The organism is Finegoldia sp. (assembly GCF_046991905.1).
Lineage (GTDB): Bacteria > Bacillota > Clostridia > Tissierellales > Peptoniphilaceae > Finegoldia.
This window is the reverse complement of sequence record NZ_JBKWZF010000001.1, coordinates 63885-82377: the sequence shown is the minus strand read 5'-3', so window position 1 is coordinate 82377 and position 18493 is coordinate 63885. Positions and strand designations below refer to the sequence as shown.

General features: G+C 28.9%; 22 protein-coding genes. 2 read left to right on the top strand and 20 right to left on the bottom strand.

Annotation, left to right across the window (positions count from 1 at the left end):
- Positions 1-42 precede the first annotated feature (42 nt).
- The 12 genes from rseP to ACLUJM_RS00390 form a co-directional block, all read right to left on the bottom strand.
- On the bottom strand, positions 43-1047 hold the full coding sequence (gene rseP, locus ACLUJM_RS00445; RefSeq protein ID WP_412411852.1) for an RIP metalloprotease RseP: 1005 nt from the start codon (positions 1045-1047) through the stop codon (positions 43-45).
- A gap of 11 nt (positions 1048-1058) precedes the next feature.
- A complete protein-coding gene (locus tag ACLUJM_RS00440; RefSeq protein WP_294684538.1) occupies positions 1059-1838 on the bottom strand; it encodes a phosphatidate cytidylyltransferase in 780 nt (259 codons plus the stop codon).
- A complete protein-coding gene (locus ACLUJM_RS00435) occupies positions 1835-2539 on the bottom strand; it encodes an isoprenyl transferase (RefSeq protein ID WP_412411851.1) in 705 nt (234 codons plus the stop codon). The genes ACLUJM_RS00440 and ACLUJM_RS00435 overlap by 4 nt, the downstream gene beginning before the upstream one ends.
- A gap of 130 nt (positions 2540-2669) precedes the next feature.
- Complete coding sequence (gene pyrE, locus ACLUJM_RS00430; protein ID WP_412411850.1) at positions 2670-3242, bottom strand: orotate phosphoribosyltransferase; 573 nt, start codon at positions 3240-3242, stop codon at positions 2670-2672.
- Positions 3243-3252: 10 nt separating this feature from the next.
- Complete coding sequence (locus ACLUJM_RS00425; protein WP_412411849.1) at positions 3253-4149, bottom strand: dihydroorotate dehydrogenase; 897 nt, start codon at positions 4147-4149, stop codon at positions 3253-3255.
- A complete protein-coding gene (locus ACLUJM_RS00420; protein WP_412411848.1) occupies positions 4142-4858 on the bottom strand; it encodes a dihydroorotate dehydrogenase electron transfer subunit in 717 nt (238 codons plus the stop codon). The genes ACLUJM_RS00425 and ACLUJM_RS00420 overlap by 8 nt, the downstream gene beginning before the upstream one ends.
- Positions 4851-5702 (bottom strand): orotidine-5'-phosphate decarboxylase, encoded by an 852-nt coding sequence (gene pyrF, locus ACLUJM_RS00415; RefSeq protein WP_412411847.1) that lies wholly within the window; start codon positions 5700-5702, stop codon positions 4851-4853. The genes ACLUJM_RS00420 and pyrF overlap by 8 nt, the downstream gene beginning before the upstream one ends.
- Positions 5689-6885 carry a dihydroorotase gene (locus ACLUJM_RS00410; RefSeq protein ID WP_412411846.1) on the bottom strand — a complete coding sequence of 399 codons (1197 nt, stop codon included), beginning with the start codon at positions 6883-6885 and terminating at the stop codon, positions 5689-5691. Before ACLUJM_RS00410 ends, pyrF begins: the two co-directional genes overlap by 14 nt.
- Positions 6885-7313 carry an aspartate carbamoyltransferase regulatory subunit gene (locus ACLUJM_RS00405; protein ID WP_294684531.1) on the bottom strand — a complete coding sequence of 143 codons (429 nt, stop codon included), beginning with the start codon at positions 7311-7313 and terminating at the stop codon, positions 6885-6887. The genes ACLUJM_RS00410 and ACLUJM_RS00405 overlap by 1 nt, the downstream gene beginning before the upstream one ends.
- Entirely contained in the window at positions 7313-8233 is a 921-nt protein-coding gene (gene pyrB, locus ACLUJM_RS00400) for an aspartate carbamoyltransferase (protein ID WP_412411845.1), read from the bottom strand. Before pyrB ends, ACLUJM_RS00405 begins: the two co-directional genes overlap by 1 nt.
- Before the next feature lie 65 nt (positions 8234-8298).
- Positions 8299-8925, bottom strand: a complete 627-nt coding sequence (gene nth / locus ACLUJM_RS00395) for an endonuclease III (RefSeq protein WP_294684529.1) — start codon at positions 8923-8925, stop codon at positions 8299-8301.
- Positions 8903-9739 carry a deoxyribonuclease IV gene (locus ACLUJM_RS00390; protein WP_412411844.1) on the bottom strand — a complete coding sequence of 279 codons (837 nt, stop codon included), beginning with the start codon at positions 9737-9739 and terminating at the stop codon, positions 8903-8905. Before ACLUJM_RS00390 ends, nth begins: the two co-directional genes overlap by 23 nt.
- Positions 9740-9813: 74 nt before the next feature.
- On the opposite strand from ACLUJM_RS00390, the gene rodA reads away from it, so the two are divergent.
- Both rodA and ACLUJM_RS00380 read left to right on the top strand, forming a co-directional pair.
- Entirely contained in the window at positions 9814-10917 is a 1104-nt protein-coding gene (gene rodA / locus ACLUJM_RS00385) for a rod shape-determining protein RodA (RefSeq protein WP_412411843.1), read from the top strand.
- An 8-nt stretch (positions 10918-10925) separates the two neighbouring features.
- Positions 10926-11396 (top strand): S-ribosylhomocysteine lyase, encoded by a 471-nt coding sequence (locus tag ACLUJM_RS00380; RefSeq protein WP_412411842.1) that lies wholly within the window; start codon positions 10926-10928, stop codon positions 11394-11396.
- Between the two features lie 22 nt (positions 11397-11418).
- Here the strand turns inward: ACLUJM_RS00380 and ACLUJM_RS00375 are convergent, their stop codons facing one another.
- From ACLUJM_RS00375 to pyrH, 8 genes are all read right to left on the bottom strand, one after another.
- Positions 11419-12045: a thymidine kinase gene (locus tag ACLUJM_RS00375; RefSeq protein WP_412411841.1), complete on the bottom strand. Its 627-nt coding sequence runs from the start codon at positions 12043-12045 to the stop codon at positions 11419-11421.
- 1 nt (position 12046) lies between these two features.
- A complete protein-coding gene (locus ACLUJM_RS00370) occupies positions 12047-12631 on the bottom strand; it encodes a peptidylprolyl isomerase (RefSeq protein ID WP_412411840.1) in 585 nt (194 codons plus the stop codon).
- Positions 12632-12672: 41 nt separating this feature from the next.
- Positions 12673-13368 (bottom strand): response regulator transcription factor, encoded by a 696-nt coding sequence (locus ACLUJM_RS00365; RefSeq protein WP_294684103.1) that lies wholly within the window; start codon positions 13366-13368, stop codon positions 12673-12675.
- 8 nt (positions 13369-13376) lie between these two features.
- A complete protein-coding gene (selD, locus tag ACLUJM_RS00360; protein WP_294684102.1) occupies positions 13377-14441 on the bottom strand; it encodes a selenide, water dikinase SelD in 1065 nt (354 codons plus the stop codon).
- 11 nt (positions 14442-14452) lie between these two features.
- Positions 14453-15091, bottom strand: a complete 639-nt coding sequence (locus ACLUJM_RS00355) for a helix-hairpin-helix domain-containing protein (RefSeq protein ID WP_412411839.1) — start codon at positions 15089-15091, stop codon at positions 14453-14455.
- Positions 15092-15190: 99 nt separating this feature from the next.
- Positions 15191-16945 carry an NlpC/P60 family protein gene (locus ACLUJM_RS00350; RefSeq protein WP_412411838.1) on the bottom strand — a complete coding sequence of 585 codons (1755 nt, stop codon included), beginning with the start codon at positions 16943-16945 and terminating at the stop codon, positions 15191-15193.
- 228 nt (positions 16946-17173) lie between these two features.
- Complete coding sequence (gene frr / locus ACLUJM_RS00345; protein WP_412411837.1) at positions 17174-17731, bottom strand: ribosome recycling factor; 558 nt, start codon at positions 17729-17731, stop codon at positions 17174-17176.
- On the bottom strand, positions 17724-18443 hold the full coding sequence (gene pyrH / locus ACLUJM_RS00340; protein ID WP_094205628.1) for a UMP kinase: 720 nt from the start codon (positions 18441-18443) through the stop codon (positions 17724-17726). Before pyrH ends, frr begins: the two co-directional genes overlap by 8 nt.
- Positions 18444-18493: the final 50 nt, after the last annotated feature.

Sequence of the window (18493 nt, the reverse complement as noted above, 5' to 3'; positions counted from 1 at the left end):
CTTTCAAATTTAAAAAGGCCCATACAGGCCTAAATAAAACATTTAAAATAATTTAACAACATCTTTAATTGTAACTACAGTGATTAAGCCTAAAAGCAAAATCAATCCTACCATGTGAATGTATCCTTCTTTTTCTTGAGATATTTTTTTGCCAAATATCATCTCGATTAGTATGAATATCGCTCTTCCTCCATCAAGTGCAGGAATTGGCAATAAATTAAACACACCCAAATTTATATTGATATATGCAAGTAGGAAGAGTAGATTTGCTACACCAGTTTTAGCAGCATTTCCGATTTCTTTAACCACTCCTACAGGTCCACTAACTCCTCCTAATCCTAGTTGGCCAGTTATAAGCATTCCTAAAAACTTATATAACATTCCGGTTAAATTAAGAAAAGTAGAAATACCTTTTTTAAAGCCTTTTATAATATTAAAATTTTTAATGTTATATTCTTCTTCAAAATTTACGCCAATTTTTCTAACATTGTTTTCAAGCTTAGGATTAACTTTAATATTCTTAGGTTTATTATCTCTTATCAGTTCAATATTTAAGTCTCCCTGAGATTGTTTAATACTCTTTAATAATTGTTCGCCATCGTTGAGCTTTTCCCCATTTATTGACACTATATTATCTCCCGCTTGAATTCCAGAAGAATACGCTGGAGAATCTTTCATAACACCAGAAACAACAGTACTTACTCGACTTACAGACATTAACAGAATTAATAATAAAAAAGCTAATATAAAATTCATTATTGCACCTGCTAAGATTACTTTAAGTCTAACAAATGGTGATTGATTGTTCAAAGAATTAGGACTATCATTTTCTTCATCCTCGCCTTCTAATTGGCAATATCCACCCACTGGTAATAATCTTAAAGAATAAAGAGTTCCATTTGATTCTTTTTGAAAAAGTTTAGGTCCCATACCAATTGAAAATTCTAAAACATTAACTCCGTTCATCTTAGCGACAATAAAATGTCCAAATTCATGTATTAATATTACTAGTAAAAATATAATAATTGATGAAATTATTGTAATCATATTTCCTCCTATTAAATCCCTAAACAATATAAAATTGAGAGATAAGGTAAAACAAAAATAAAACTATCAAATCTATCCATCACTCCGCCATGTCCGATAAAAATATTTCCAAAATCTTTGACATTGGCTTTCCTTTTGATTTTGGATGCGCTTATGTCACCTATTTGAGATATAATTGAACCAAAGAAAGCAATACTGATTATCTTAATGATATTTAATTCCCCATAGAAAAATGTAAAAATACCAGCAATAATCATACTTCCTATTATTCCACCTACAGCTCCTTCGATAGTTTTTTTAGGGCTAATTTTAGTGAGTTTGTGTTTTCCAAACAACATTCCTGTACAATAGGCTGCTGTATCCGTCCCCCAAGAACATATATAAATTAGCCATATATACTCTGTTTTTGCGATAAAATACATTAATGAAAAAGTAATGGTAATGTAAATATGCATAAAATAATTATTTAATACTTCTTCTAAAGATTTGTCAAAAATAGTATATAATGTCAACTCTATCAAACTAAAACTACACAATAAAACAATTGCTAGTAGTTCATTTTTAAAAAATATACTTATATTAAAGCTAATATTCAATAAAATATTTATAATTAGGTTTTTAATATTAATAGTATTATTGTTTTGTTTGTTTAGAACATTTTCTAATTCGTAAATTGCAACTGTGCTTAGGAATAAGTTCATAATTAAAAGATAAACTCCGCCTTTAGCAACACACAGTATGGATAACAATAAAATTATAATTCCTGTTAAAGTCCTTTTTAAAAATTTCATTTCAACCCACCAAATCTTCTATTCCTATTTTGATACCAATAAATTGCATTAACTAGCGAATCTAATTTGAAATCTGGCCAATAAATATCTGAAAAATATATTTCTGCATAAGACATTTGATAAAGTAAAAAATTACTAAGCCTTTTTTCTCCACCTGGTCTTATTAATAAATCAACGTCCGGTTGATTTTCCGTATATAAAAGATTTGAAAACTCTTCGCCAGTCAAAATTTTTCCTTCTTTTATTGCTGTATTGACAGCACGTAAAATTTCTTGTCTCGAGCCGTAATTAATTGCAATATTAAGAATTAGTTTATCATTATTTTTTGTAGATTCTAATGCATATTCTATCTTTTGAATAACTTTTTCTGGTAGAACACTTATATCTCCCAAAATATTGATTTTGACTCCTTGAGTTACTAATCTATTTAGTTGATCATCTATATATTTTATTAGTATTTGCATTAAAAAGTCTATCTCTTTTTGGGGTCTCTTCCAATTCTCTGTTGAAAAAGCATATAATGACAAATATTTTATCCCGATATTTAAAGAGTTTTCTACAACATCTACTACTCTTTTCATTCCCTCATTGTGACCAAAAACTCTAGGTTTATTTTTATTTGTAGCCCATCTTCCATTTCCATCCATTATTATGGCAACATGCTTAGGCAGTTTTTCCTTATCTAATTTTGATAAATCCATTTTCAATTCCTTTTAGTTTATTCTTATTTATTGTATCATATTTTAATGTTTTTCTACACAAAAAAATAAGCCATTGTATTTGATAAACTTTCAAAAAATATCAAATTAGGCTTATTTTATAATTGTAAAATTATTTAGTTTTAATTTCTCTGGAACCTGGTTTTACTAATTCTAATGCTTTTTTGCATAAAGGACAATCTTCTGGTTTGAAAATTTCAATGTCAATTTTTGTTGCACTATATAGCGGCAAATCAATGTCTAAGTTAACACTTCTATCTACTAAGCAACAAATTCCAACTACTTCTGCTCCCAAATCTTCTAGGACTTTTTTAGTTTCATATGATGATTTAGCAGTAGTAACCACATCTTCAGATATTATTACTTTTTCTCCTTCTTTTACTTGAAATCCTCTTCTCAAGCACATTTCTCCATCTTTTCTTTCAGTAAATATAGCTGGTTTATGTAATTGTCTTCCTAACTCATAAGCTACAACTATCCCTCCCATTGCCGGACCAACAACAGTATCAAATTCAACATCTTTAAGTTTTTCAGCTATAACTCTAACTACTTCCTCAGCCTTATCAGGATATTGTAATAATTTTGCGCATTGGCAATATTTATCACTATGATTTCCTGATGATAATAAAAAATGACCTTCTAATAATGCATTACTTTCTTTTAATAATTCTACTACTCTGTCCATTAATTTCCCCCTAAATAATATTTCTTATTTCTTCTATTGATTTAAATTTATTTTCTTTTAGATAGTTTTCCATTCCATTGGCAATTTCAACCATTACATTAGGATTAACAAAGTTTGCTGTTCCCACTTGAACTAAATGGCAGCCAACCATTATAAACTCCAACGCATCTTTGTAATTCTGAATTCCACCCATACCACAAACTGGAATTTTAACGTTTTTACATACATCTCTGCACATTCTCAAAGCTATCGGTTTTATACAAGGACCGGAAAGACCAGCTGTTATGTTATCAAATACTGGTTTTCTTTTATTAATATCAATAGCTAATGCATTAAAAGTATTTACAAGACTAATGGCATCTGCTCCAGAATCTTCACAAGTTTTTGCCATTTCTACAATGTCGTTAGCATTCGGAGATAATTTTACCATTAATATTTTATCAGTATGCTTTCTTACCTCTGATACAACACTTTTAGCTATATCGCACTTTATCCCAAAAGCCATTCCACCTTCTTTTACATTTGGGCATGAAATATTTAATTCAATTATTTTAATATCTGTGCTTGAAATAAGTTCCACAGCTTCAATATAACTTTTTATATCAGAGCCACCAATATTAGCTATAGTTACAGTGTCTAACGATAACATATATTCCAAATCTCTATTTATAAATTCTTGAACAGAAGGATTTTGTAATCCTATACTATTCATTATTCCAGAAGATGTCTCATAGATTCTTAATCCAGTATTACCATTTTTGGGTTGAATAGTTAAGCCTTTTGTAGAAATACCACCTATTTTATTTAATTCTGTAAAGTTTTCATATTCCCTACCAAATCCAAATGTACCAGATGCGCCAACTATAGGATTTTTAAATTCAACACCGCAAAAATTTGTTTTAAGCATCAAATATCACCTCATTTTTTTCAAAGATAGGTCCATCTTTGCAAACTCTCTTAAGGCCTCTAGTTGTGTTAACAGTACATCCTAAGCAAGCCCCTATTCCACAAGCCATATGAGCTTCAAGAGAATAAAACTCAGTAGCATTCAAATTTCTTTTCTTTAAAGAGTTCATCATTGGATTTGGACCACAAGCATAAATATAATCATACTCATTTTTTACAAATTCTGTAATATATCCTTTTAATCCAATAGACCCATCTTCAGTTGATATAATAGTGTCATTTTTGTTTAAAATTTCATCTTCCATGTAAGTAGTATCCCTGTATCCTACGTATAAATCTATGTTTTTTAACTTTCGTGATAAATATTTCATTGGTGCAATTCCAATTCCTCCTGCCACAATAGCGCATTTAGATTCTGGATGTAATTCAAATCCGTTTCCTAATGGTCCTAAGATTTTTATATTTTCTCCAACTCTCATAGAAGAAATTATCGATGTTCCTTTTCCTACTACAGCATATAAAAAAGTAATACTATCTTCATCTAAGTCACAAATACTGAGTGGTCTAGGAAGAAGAGGTGATTCATCCCAAGCTCTAAGCATATAAAATTGTCCAGGATCACCCTTAAATTTTCCTTTTAAAACCAACTTATAGATTCCATCACTTATTTCTTCATTAAGTAATATTTCTGAATCAATATATTTATTCACCGTAAATATCCTTTCTCATATCTTCAACAGCTTTTCTAGCATATTTACCAATATTTTCTTCTCCATCATCAAATTTTCTATAGTTTAGAATTATGCCTCTTGATGAATTAACAATTCCTTTTTTATAATCATCAAGGTAAATTCTTATATCCTCAGGTTTTGCTCCTTGTGCGCCATATCCTGGAATTAAAAACATAATATTTGAATATCTTTCTCTAATTTTGTTAGCATTTTCTGTTTGAGTTCCACCTACTACAAATCCCAAAGAACTTAAGTTACACTCTCCAATATAATCTTTGGCAATTTTATTTAAATTATCACCTATTTCATAATATAAAGGTAGTCCTTTATAATCTTTGTATTGAATATCTTTGGATCCTGGATTTGAAGTTCTCATTAATACGAATATACCTTTTTCTTTTGACATAAGATATGGTAAGTAATGCTCCAGTGTATCATATCCCATGAAAGGATTTACAGTTATAAAGTCCGCCTCAAAATCTCTTTCAAAATGAGCTTTTGCATACTCTTTTGCAGTATTTGCGATGTCTCCTCTTTTTACATCCGCTATTGAAATCAAATCATTATCTCTAAGATACTTAAGTGTATTTTTGTAAGCTATCATTCCATCAATGCCTTGGGCTTCGTAATAAGCTATTTGAACCTTAAAACATGCAACTAAGTCCTTGGTGTTATCTATGATTTCTTTATTAAAATCAAATAAATATTCGCTAACTTTTTTACCTTTTTTCATGTTCTCTGGTATATAATCTATACTTGTATCTAATCCTACACAAACTATAGATCTTTCACTTATTCTTTTAGAAAGTTTATCTATTATCATTTTTAACTCCTTTCTCAAATTTAACTTCTCCATTTACGATTGTCATTTCGATACTACCTGTAAACTCTTCTCCAATAAATGGAGAATTGCTTGATTTTGAATTGAATTTATCAACTTTTATGTTTTTATCAAGATCAATAATTACTAAATCAGCATCATAAGTTGGAATTATAGCGCCTTTATTTTCACCTAATATTTTCGCTGGATTGTAACTCATTAATTCAGAAATTTTATTTAGTGAAATTCCATTATTCTCATGCAAAACTTTATACACAATATTAAACGCTGTTTCTAATCCAATCATACCACAAGCACCATTATCTTTGTCTTCTTTAGTATGTGGTGCATGATCTGTTGCTATAGCATCAACAATAGAATTTTTGATCATATCTATGATACAGTCAATATCATCCTGTGTTCTAATCGAAGGATTTACCTTAAAATCACTATCTTTCATATATAAATGGTGGGGTGTAACTTCACATGTAATTGGCGCTTTCTTTTCTTTATAGAATTTGATAGCTTCCAATGAATTAATAGTACTTACATGGCAAAAATGTACTTTACAGCCTGTTTTCAAACTAAGGTAGCAGTCTCTAATAGTTTCCAAGTCCTCAGCGTATCTAGTTGATATTTGTGTTAAATTATGATCTTCAGCATGAATCATTATACCTTTTTTTATTTTTTCTATTTCTGTAAAAATATTATAAGCTAATAGAGAATCTGTTATACCCCTACCATCTTCACTGAAGAATTTAATTTTTGTATCTGCTTTTTCAAAATTTATCATTTCTATAGATTTTAAATCTTTGGTTGTAGCCATGCATTGATAAATATTTATTAGATCAATTTCTTTTGATTTATCTAATATTTCATTATAGATTTCGTTATTATCTACCACAGGTTTAGTATTACCCATTAAATTACAAGTTGTATAGCCTCCTGCAAGAGCTGATAGGCTACCAGTATGCAAATCTTCTTTGCTTTCTTGACCAGGATATCTAAAATGAGTATGCAAGTCTATAAAACCTGGCATTACTATTTTTTTATTTAGATCTATGATTTTATCAAACGGTTCTGATATTGTTCCAATAGATTTTATTTTTCCATTTTCTATTAATATATCAGAAAAAATATCTAAATCTCTATCTATTATATGACAATTTTTAAGCAGTAATTTCATTATTCCTCCACATTGTATAAATGATCACAATAATCGCATTTATAAGTTCTAGTTTCCTTGTCAACCAAACTAAATTTTTGAACAATATTTCTTTCAGATTGTGTTATACATCTAGGATTTTTACATTGAATAAAGCCTTCAAAATGTTCTGGTAAATTTAAATTAATTTTTTCTTTTATTTTTTCATTTTCAATTATATTAACTGTCATATTATCATCAAATACACCAAGTATATCAAAATCTATATCTATAACATTCTCAATTTTAATCATGTCTTTTCTTCCTAATTTACCTGATTGTGCATTCATTATTAAAGCTACAGTATAATCAGCCTTATCTAGCTTTAAAAGTTGAAATATTTTATATCCCATTCCGCATTTTATATGATCTATTACAATACCTTTTTCAATACTATTTATATTTAACATTATCTCACTCCTAATAATTTTAATATTAATGCCATTCTTACAATTACACCATATCTAACTTGTTTGAAATAAACAGCTCTTGGATCACTATCTACCTCAGTTGCTATTTCATTAACTCTTGGCAAAGGATGAAGGACAGCTAAATCTTGTGAAGCTAATCTCATTTTGCTATTATCTAATATATAAGAGTCTTTTAATCTTACATAATCTGCTTCATTGAAAAATCTTTCTCTTTGAACTCTAGTCATGTATAATACATCTAATTCTCCGATAATATCTTCCATCTTTTCAACTTCTTTAAATTCGATGTTTTTTGATTTTAAGAAAATTTTTATATAATCTGGAACTTGTAGTTCTTCAGGTGATATCAAAACAAATTTATTATTGTTATATCTGGACATTGCCTTTATCAATGAATGTACTGTTCTTCCAAATTTTAAGTCTCCACATAATCCAATTGTCATATTATCTAATCTTTTTTTTGTCATCCAGATTGTCAATAAGTCAGTAAGAGTTTGAGTTGGATGTTGATGTCCACCATCACCTGCATTTATTAATGGAACTTCTGAATACGAACTAGCTAAAATTGCTGAACCTTCTTTTGGGTTTCTCATTGCAATTATGTCTGTATAATTAGATACTGTTCTTATTGTATCCGCTAACGATTCTCCTTTTGATGTTGAAGAACTTGCACTTTCTGAAAAACCAATGCAATCACCACCCAGTCTATGTATAGCTGACTCAAAACTTAACCTTGTTCTTGTTGAAGGCTCAAAAAAAAGAGTCCCTAAGATTTTTCCATTACATAAATTAGAAAAATCAGAAGGCCTCTTTATAATTTCTTCTGCTAAATTTAATATTTCATTTATCTCTTCTACATTAAAATCATCTGCGTTAATTAAATTTCTATTTTTTAACATAACTATCTCCTTTGATTTATTTTCACTATAATAACATCAAAAAAGACATCTGTCAATAGTTTTTGTTAAGAATTATAAAATTTACATCTATCATTCAGTATACATTCTTCACACTTTGGACTTCGTGCTTTACATAGTTTTCTACCATGCCAAATAAATAAGTGATGACTTTTTGACCATCTTTCCTTAGGAATTTCTTTCATTAAAGCCATTTCCGTACTCAATACATCTTTTTCATTTACAATTCCAATTCTATTAGTTACCCTAAAAACATGTGTATCTACAGCAATTGCAGGTGTATCAAAAGCATTACTTACAACAACATTAGCGGTTTTTCTTCCAACACCTGGTAATTTCATCAATTCCTCTATATTGTCAGGAACTATAGAATCGTAATCGTGATACAAAACATTACAAGTGTTGATAATATTTTTTGATTTTGTTTTATATAATCCACAGCTTTTTATATATTTAGATAATCCATCTACTCCCAAGTCCAATATGGTTTTAGGAGTATTATGTTCTTTAAATAAAACAGCTGTGACTTTATTAACTCTGACATCAGTGCATTGTGCAGATAAGATTGTTGCAATTAATAATTCAAAAGGAGTATTAAAATCTAAACCAGCCTTTGCATTCGGATATAGACTATCTAAATCATCCAAAATTTTATTTATTTTTTTGTAGTTCATTAAACTTTCCTCTTATATCATTTATTTCCATCTTATATCCTTTTAAATCATTAGGCGTCTCCAATATTATTGGCCTACCTTTAAGTCTTTCACTGAAAATTACATCCAGTAAATTGGATTCTCCAATCAATCCTTTGCCAAACTTTTCGTGTCTATCTTTATTTCCTTCAAATGGCATCATTGAATCATTACAATGAATGACTTTTATTTTATCTATACCAATTAATTTGTCAAACTCATCTAGGTACTCATCGAAAGTATCCAACTTAACCCCTGAACTGAATAAATGACAAGTATCAATACAAACATATAATGGTATTTTGGCATTATTGACAATAAATGCAATCTCTTTTAAATCACTTCCTAATTCTGTTCCTTTTCCGCTCATTGTCTCTATACAAATCTGTTGTCCATTAGAAACATCAATTTGATTTAAACCGTGTATAATCATATCTAGGCCTTTTTCAATTCCTTGTTTTTTATGACTTCCTGGATGAAGAACATATTTATCAATATTCATATCTTGAATTTTTTTCATATCCTCATTTATTAACCTTATTGCTAATTTTCTTAAGTCTTCTCTATCACTGCAAAGATTCATAGTATAGGCTCCATGACATACTATATCATTGATATTATAAATATTTCTAAGTTCTAGAAAATCTTCAATTTCCTTTCTTGGAATTAATCTTGATTTGGATCCTCTAGGATTACGTGGAAAAAATTGAAATGTATCGGCATTTATTTTCAAACATTGTTCTATTGTTTTCTGAAGTCCTTTTGATGTTGACAAATGACATCCTATTCTATTCATAATTACCTCCAGGTCACCATTATATCACAACTTAAGATTTAATTATGTTATAATACTAATTGAGGAAGTGAGACATGTTTAATATTAACAAAAAAAATATATCAAAAATTGATAAAACTCTAATTATAAGCGTTTTAATTCTAATAATATATGGTCTTATCGTATTATACAGTGCTGGATCTAGCCTATCAAATCACTATTTTAGAAAACAAGTAATATCTACAATTATAGGAATATTTGTTGTTTTTTTTATAGTGTCACTAGACAATCAAATTATCAAAAAACTAAACCTTCCAATGTACATAATTTGTAATGTTTTGTTGGTTTTAGTATTGTTTTTTGGAGTTGGTGATGAGTGGGGAGCTAGGAGTTGGTTCAAATTCGGGCCAATTAATTTCCAACCTTCTGAAATAATGAAAATAGTCCTTATTATTTCATTGGCTAATTTAATTGAAACCAATAAAAATAGTTTGAATAAACCAAAAACCTTATTAAAAATACTTGTTTTTGCTTTTACCCCTGTTGCTTTAATTTTAAAGCAGCCTGATGCTGGAACTGCAATGGTATATACTTTTATAATAATTGTAATGTTATTTACTGCAGGTATTGATTGGAAATATTTGATAGGAGCAATTATCTTAGGTGTTTTAAGCTTACCATTCTTGTACTTAAGACTTGATCAATTTCAAAGAGATAGAATATTGAATTTTCTTCATCCAGAAAGAGATATTTCAAATACCGGATGGCAAGCTTTACAAGGTAAGATCGCTATCGGATCCGGTAAAATAACAGGAGAGGGTTTTTTAAAGGGAGTGCAAAGTCAATATAATTTTATTCCTGAAAAACAAACAGATTTTATCTTTGCAGTTTTAGTCGAAGAATTCGGTTTTTTAGGGGGGTTGGCTTTAATTTTGTTATATGCAATTATGCTTTATAGATGTGTGGTTATTTCTCAAAACTCTGATAATTTATACTCAAAACTATTAACTATTGGATTTGCATCAATGTTTTTATTCCATATATTTGAAAATATTGGGATGACAGTTGGCGTAATGCCAATAACAGGTATTCCATTACCATTTTTTAGTTATGGAGGAACGTTTCAAATTATTAACTTAATTTCAATTGGATTAATTGTATCATCATCAATACAAAAAGATCCGTTAAATTTTATTTAGGAGGAATTATGAATAAAATAGAAAGCTTTAAAATCGATCATTTAAAATTATTACCTGGTATTTATGTATCCAGAAAAGATTATATAAATAATGAAGTATTAACAACTTTTGACTTGAGGTTAACAGCTCCCAATAGAGAACCTGTTATGAACACAGCAGAAGTTCATGCAATCGAACATTTAGCAGCTACATTTTTAAGAAATAAACTTGAGAACGAAGTTGTTTACTTTGGTCCTATGGGATGCAGAACAGGCTTCTACCTTATTTTAGTTGGAGATAAAAAGTCTGAAGACATTGTTGAGTTAATAAAAGAATTATTCGAGTTTATATTAGATTACGAAGGCAATATTCCTGGTCAATCAGCTAAAGACTGCGGTAATTATTCAGACATGAACCTTGATATGGCAAAATATTATTCAAAAAAATACTTGAAAGTTCTAAACTCAATAAAAAAAGAAAATTTAATATATCCCGAATAAAGAAAAAACACAATTTAGTTAACTAAATTGTGTTTTTCTCTTTTTTATTTAAATAAGTTGTTTGAAGTTTAGATAGTTTCTTTTCGTTCATTTTCTCTATATAATGCTTTCTACATAAAGGCATATATACCTCACTAGCTCCTAATTGTATTCTATTTTTATCATCCGATATACGATAACTTACCCATGCATCATTACCGCATATAGCGCATACAGCATGGTGTTTTTCTACATAATCACAAATAGGTAATAATTCCTTAACAAGTTGGAATGGCTTTGCTTTATAATCCATATCAAGTCCAGCAGCGATTATTGTAAATCCCTTCTCTAAAAGATAATTAATTTGAGTTACAAAATAATCTGGTTTTGAATTTATAAATTGTACCTCATCTATTGCAATTACATTAACATCGTGAGTTTTTGTATAGTCAACTATATCATCTATATCGTCTACATTAATTGCTTCCATTTCATTTTTATCATGTGTTACAACTTTCTCTTTTGAATATCTAGAATCCATCCTTGGTTTAAACACAGCTACATTGTATTTAGCAATCCTGAACCTATTTACTTCTTTCCATAAACTAGATGTTTTTCCAGAAAACATAGATCCAGTATGCACTATTAACTTTCCTTTATATTGATGCATATTAATTCCTTGAAACTTCAATAGATTTTATTACTATATCTTCTAATGGTTTATCTGAAAAATCAGTTTCTACATTAGCTATCTTATCTACAATATCCATCCCCTTATAAACTTGACCGAATACCGAATGTTTACCATCTAACCAAAAACAACCACCATTGTTTTTATAATATTCTTTTTGTTCTTCATTTAAATCACATTCATCAAGATATTTTATATAATCTTGTCTTATTGCAGTATTTTGTACGATAAAAAATTGAGAGCCATTAGTATTAGGCCCAGAATTAGCCATGGATAATGCACCTCTAATATTTTTTAATTTATCAGAAAATTCATCAGTAAAAGGTTCATTCCATATACTTTCTCCTCCAAATCCAGTTCCTTGAGGATCTCCACCTTGAATCATAAAATCTTTTATAACTCTATGAAATACAGTTCCATTATAATATCCTTTTTTCGCGTGAGTTATAAAATTTTCTACACATTGTGGTGCATCTTCCTCAAATAAACAAATTTGTATTTCGCCTAAGTTTGTAACTATATTTGCAATTAATTGATTTTTTTTAGGTATATCTGTTTGATACATATTTCCTCCATAAATAATTAAACTGCTTTAAATAAAGCAGTTTAAACTTTTGTATTTGATGAGAAGTAATATCCTTCTCCCCATTTTGTCCTAATTATTATTGATTCATTGTCTTGGATTTTTTCTCTTAATCTTTTTATATGAACATCAACTGTTCTAATATGAGATTGTGCATCTTCCCATAGTTTTGAAGCTAATTCCTTTCTCGAAAGAACTTTATCTTTATTAGAAACAAGTGCATACAACAACTCAAATTCCCTTCCGGTTAATTCAATATCTTTACCATACCTTTTTACAGTTCTTGATATCAAATTAAACTCAAATCCTCCTATTTGTAAGATATTTGATTTATTATCATTGTCAAAATCTGTTTTTGTTCTTCGTAAAACTGCTCTAATTCTTGCTTTTAGCTCCAACATATTAAATGGATATACTACATAATCATCTGCTCCATATTCTAGTGCTAAGATTTTTTTCATATCATCCGATTCATCACTTACAAAGATTGTTGGAATGGAATATAATTTACCAATTTCTTTTTTAAAATCCAATCCCGTTCCATCTGAAAAATTCATATCACAAAGTAAAAAATCATAGTAACCTTTTTTTAGTTTTTCAAGTGCATCAAAAATTGTAGAACATTCAGAAACTTCATAATTCTCATCATTAGAAAAGTTCAAAATAATTTCATCTTTGTACACATTAGGCGGAAAAACTAACAGAATTCTAAGTTTCATAAGATTAATTAAATTACTTCTATAAAATGATCTGTCTTCTCTTTTACTCTTCCTATAATACTTCCAACTTGTCCTGACTCATGAAGTTTGGTAACAAGTTTATCAGCATCTTCTTCAGATAAAGCAATTAACAATCCACCTGATGTTTGAGGATCAAACACTAAATCATCTATGAAACTACTAACATTTTTACTTATTTTAACATCATTTCTTATAAAGTTTCTATTATCATATGCTCCTTTTGGAACTAGTCCTAAATTAACAAACTCTTCTACCCCTTCAAAAATAGGTAAGTTTTTAGAATCAATTTCAATTGTTAAATCTGATCCTTTAGCCATCTCTAGAGCATGACCACACAACCCAAATCCAGTCACATCTGTTGCTGCATGAACTTCTAATCCATCGCACGCTTCTTTGGCATATTTATTTAGAGTAGACATGGACTTAATTACTTCATCAAATAATTTTTCATTTTCCATTCCACCTTTAATAGCTGTATTCACAATACCTACACCTAGTTTTTTAGTTAAAACAACAACATCTCCTACTTTTGCTGTTGAATTAGCCCAAACTTTATCTGGATGATTAATTCCAGTAACGGATAATCCATATTTTGGTTCATCATCTTGAATTGTATGTCCACCTACTAAAAGACATCCTGCTTCTTTAGCTTTATCAGCTCCACCTTTTAATATTTCAACTAAAATATCTTGATTCATACAATCTGAAAAACAAACAATATTCAAAGCCAACAATGGATCTGATCCCATAGCATATAAATCACTTAATGAATTTGCTGCGGCTACTTGACCAAATGTATATGGATCATTTACAACTGGTGTAAAAAAGTCCAAAGATTGAATTAAACATAAATCATCTCTTACTTTATATACGGCACAATCATCGCTTGTGTCTAGTCCTACTACTAAGTTTTCATCATTTACCTTTTCAAGATGACTTAACACTTCTGCTAACTTTCCTGGGCCTATTTTTGCAGCGCATCCAGCAGTTTGAGTGAATTCAGTTAACTTTACATCTTTTGGGCTTATTGTTTTGTACTTCTTGTCTAACATTTTTATCTCCTTTAATCTATAGTTATCAAACTTTTTAATGATTCAAAAGTTTTTTCACCAATTCCATCTACATTTTTAATTTCTTCAATTTTCTTGAATTGATTTTTTTCTCTAAATTGTATAATTTTTTTTGCCTTAGAAGGCCCTATACCTGGTAATGTTTGGAGTTTAGTAATATCAGCAGTATTTATATTAACTAAATTTTGTGTACTGTTATCTTGCGAACTAACTATACCAAAATTATTACTTTCATTGTCTTTTGATTTAGCAGATTCTGACTTTGATGGTATGTAAATTTTCATCTCGTCTTTTAACTTCATTGCCAAATTTACACTTTTAGTATCAGCATCTTGTTTAAATCCACCGGCTTGTTCAATAATATCTTTGAGTCTATCATCTTTTTTAAAAGAATAAACTCCTGGTTTATTAACACAACCATCAATATGACACATGTTAATAGAATTATCTTCTTTTTTAGAAATCTCATCTTGTGATTGCTCATTATTGCTTTCTGTTGACTTATAATCAACAACTCCTTGAATTTGATTTTCATTAAAATTATCAGTATTAGATTTGTAAAAACCAAAACCAGCTAAAAGAATTATTGCAATACCAGCTAAAACTTTATCTTTAGAAAAATTTAAATTCATAATGCGCCTCGTACATCTATATATTCTATAATATCACAATCACAATCAATTAGTCCAATAAAAAAAGCTACTAGCATTAAATACTAATAGCTTATATATTTAATTTAGAATTCTTCTAGCTGTTACAAATGTACTAGAATAATAGTTAGAATCAATATCTGAAATAATAACACCTGTTGATGGTGTAGAGGCATGAATCATTTTTCCATTACCAACATAAATACCAACATGTGAAATGCTTCCAGATCCATTTGTACTAAAAAATAATAAATCACCTTGTTTTAAATTTTTTCTAGTTACAGGATATCCATTATTAGATTGGGCTGCTGAATTTCTATAAAGAGAAATTCCACATACTTTATTATACAAATAACTTGTTAATCCAGAACAATCAAATCCAACTCCTGGTCTAGCAGAACCCCATACATATCTTTCTCCCAAATAATTATATGCAGCTTGGGCTACCGCACTTCCAGAACCACCTTCATTCGTTCTTACCTTATTGGATTTTGATTTTTTAGTAAAAGAATCTTTTACTTCAGCATTCCTTGCTTGATTTGAATCTACTTTATTATCTTGAATATAATTTACTGAAATATATTTTCCTTCTGAAATTTTTAACCAGTATTTTCCTTTAATACCACTAACTTTAGTTCCTTTTTCTAATATGGAAATAATACTAGAATCCATGCTATCTTTATCCCTTACATTAACAGATTCTTTTACATATCCAGTATAACTAGTTCCTTCAAAATTAATAGCATTTGAGCTTTGTACTTGTTCTTTGTTTTTGACTTCTGAAATTTGAATTTTTCCGTTTTGTTTTTCTTCAGCTTTTTTATTTTGTAAATATTTTAAGCTGATAAAACCTTCTTTCCCATTAACAGAAGTCTTAAACCATCCATCTTCCACATTCCCTAAAACTTTAGTATTTTTATCCAATACACCTAATTTTTCAGAACTAATAGATTTGCCACTTCTCAAATATACAGGAGATATAACCCACATATTCTCGAGTGTTTTAGTGGAATTAGATCTTACTGTGTCTTTTGATTTTTTGTTATCTTTCTTGCTTTCTGAAATCTTTTTAACATTATTGCTTTGTTCTGATTTATCTTTTGCTAAATAATCTTTACTTACATAAGCGTCTTTGTTATTATACTCAATCTTTGCCCATGATTTATTACTATCATCCTTAACAACAACCTTAGTATCTTTAGATAATACACCTATTGCTTCAGATTCTTTATTTGCTTTTTCTCTTACAAATAAATCCCCTGTTGTAGATTTTGTTATGTTTGAATATATCTTTTCTTCTTCGTTATCAAAATTTCTAGAAAGAGTCAATGATGCAACTTCAGACTTTTCCTTCTTTAATTGAGGTCTTGAAATTTCATTGTTTTCAGAAACTTTCCCACTAGCTTCTGAATCTACCTTTTTATTATAAGGTTTATCTTTCTTAGAATCTACTTTTACATTGATTTTTTTGTATGTAGAAACGTTGTTCTCAGAAACTTTTATTTCCTTATGATGAGATACTTCTTCTTGTATGTCTGTATTAATATTATTTTTAGAATTTTCTGCTTGTTTTTTTGATACAATTCTATTGGAATCATTTAATACGTTTCTTACTTGTGAATTTCTTATTTCATTAAGAGCTTTCTCTTTTACTTCTTTATCAACTTGAGGAGATAATTTTACATCATTATTTATATATGCTGAATATTTTAAATCATTAGTTACGATGTTATTTTTTCCTTGTAAAGTTGTAGAACTTAAATAAGGCGATACAAAAGTTCCCACAGCTATGACCGAAGCTAATCCTATTGATAAGCCAAGTCCTTTTTTGTTCATATTAATTTCCTCCTAATATATCTTAAATTAATGTTAAAATAAATGAAAAAAAAAGTCAAGTAATTTCAACAAAAAAGTTACAAATAAGTTTCAAAAAAGTAATAATTGTAACATTTTTGTCATAATTTATGTTTCTTGATTTGTATCTAAATTATTTTTGTATGTATTTATTTGTAAGTAAAAAAATCTATTCATAATTAGAATAGATTTTTAGATTTAAATAAATTTTTAGATTTCCATTAATTCTGTTTCCTTATCCGTAACAATACCATCAATTTCTTTAGTTAATTTATCTGTTAAAGATTGTATATCATCAAGTAAAACATGTAATTCATCTTCAGATATTTCGGCATTTTTTTCCATTTTTTTTGCATCATCTACAGAGTCTCTTCTGATAGATCTTATGGTTACCTTAGATTTTTCTCCATATTCTTTAACTACTTTTGTTAATTCTTTTCTTCTATCTTCTGTTAATTGCGGAAATGGTAATCTTATAATATTTCCGTCATTAGAAGGAGTTATCCCTAGGTTAGAAGCTTGAATTTGTTTTTCTATTTCTTTCATTATAGATTTATCCCATGGTTGAATTGTAAGTAATCTAGCTTCTGGAGCAGAAATAGTAGCAACCTGCTTTAAAGGTGTAGCAGTTCCATAATAATCTACCATAATATTATCTAATATACTAGGATTAGCTCTACCAGCTCTTACAGTTTTTAAGTCTTCTCTTAAAGCATGTAAAGTCTTATCCGCTTTTTCTTGCATATCTTTTAAAATTTGTTTACTCATTTTTATCCCCCTCAACAATTGTTCCAATATTTTCTCCATGAGAAACTCTAATTATATTTTTAGGATCATCTATGCCAAAAACCACTAATCCCATATTATTTTCCATGCAAAGTGATGTCGCTGTTGCATCCATTATCCCTAAGCCTTTGTTTAAAATATCAATATAAGTAAGTTTATCGTATTTGATTGCATTTTTATTTTTATTAGGATCAGAATCGTATATACCATCTGTTCCTCTTTTACCTGCTAAAATAACATCAGCGTTAATTTCTACTGCTCTTAACGCAGCTGTTGTATCAGTAGAAAAATATGGTAATCCTGTTCCTGCAGCAAAAATTACAATTCTACCTTTTTCAATATGTCTTATCGCTCTCCTTCTAATATAAGGTTCTGCAACTTGTTTCATATCTATTGCTGTTTGTACTCTTGTTTGAATACCTTTTGCTTCCAAAGATGCTTGTAATCTCAAAGCATTTATTGTCGTTCCTAACATTCCCATTGAGTCCGATGTAGCTCTATCAATTTTAGATGATCTTCCTCTCCAGAAATTTCCACCACCAACAACAATAGCAATTTCTAATCCCTCCTCATGAACAGCTTTTATAGAATCGCAAATATTTTCTATAATGTCATCATCTAATCCGTGTCCTTGGTCTCCACTTAAAGCTTCACCGCTTAATTTTAGTAGAACTCTTTTATATTTTAAACTCAAAATTCCCTCCTAATTAATAATAAGGTTTTCTTTAATTAATAATACCAAAT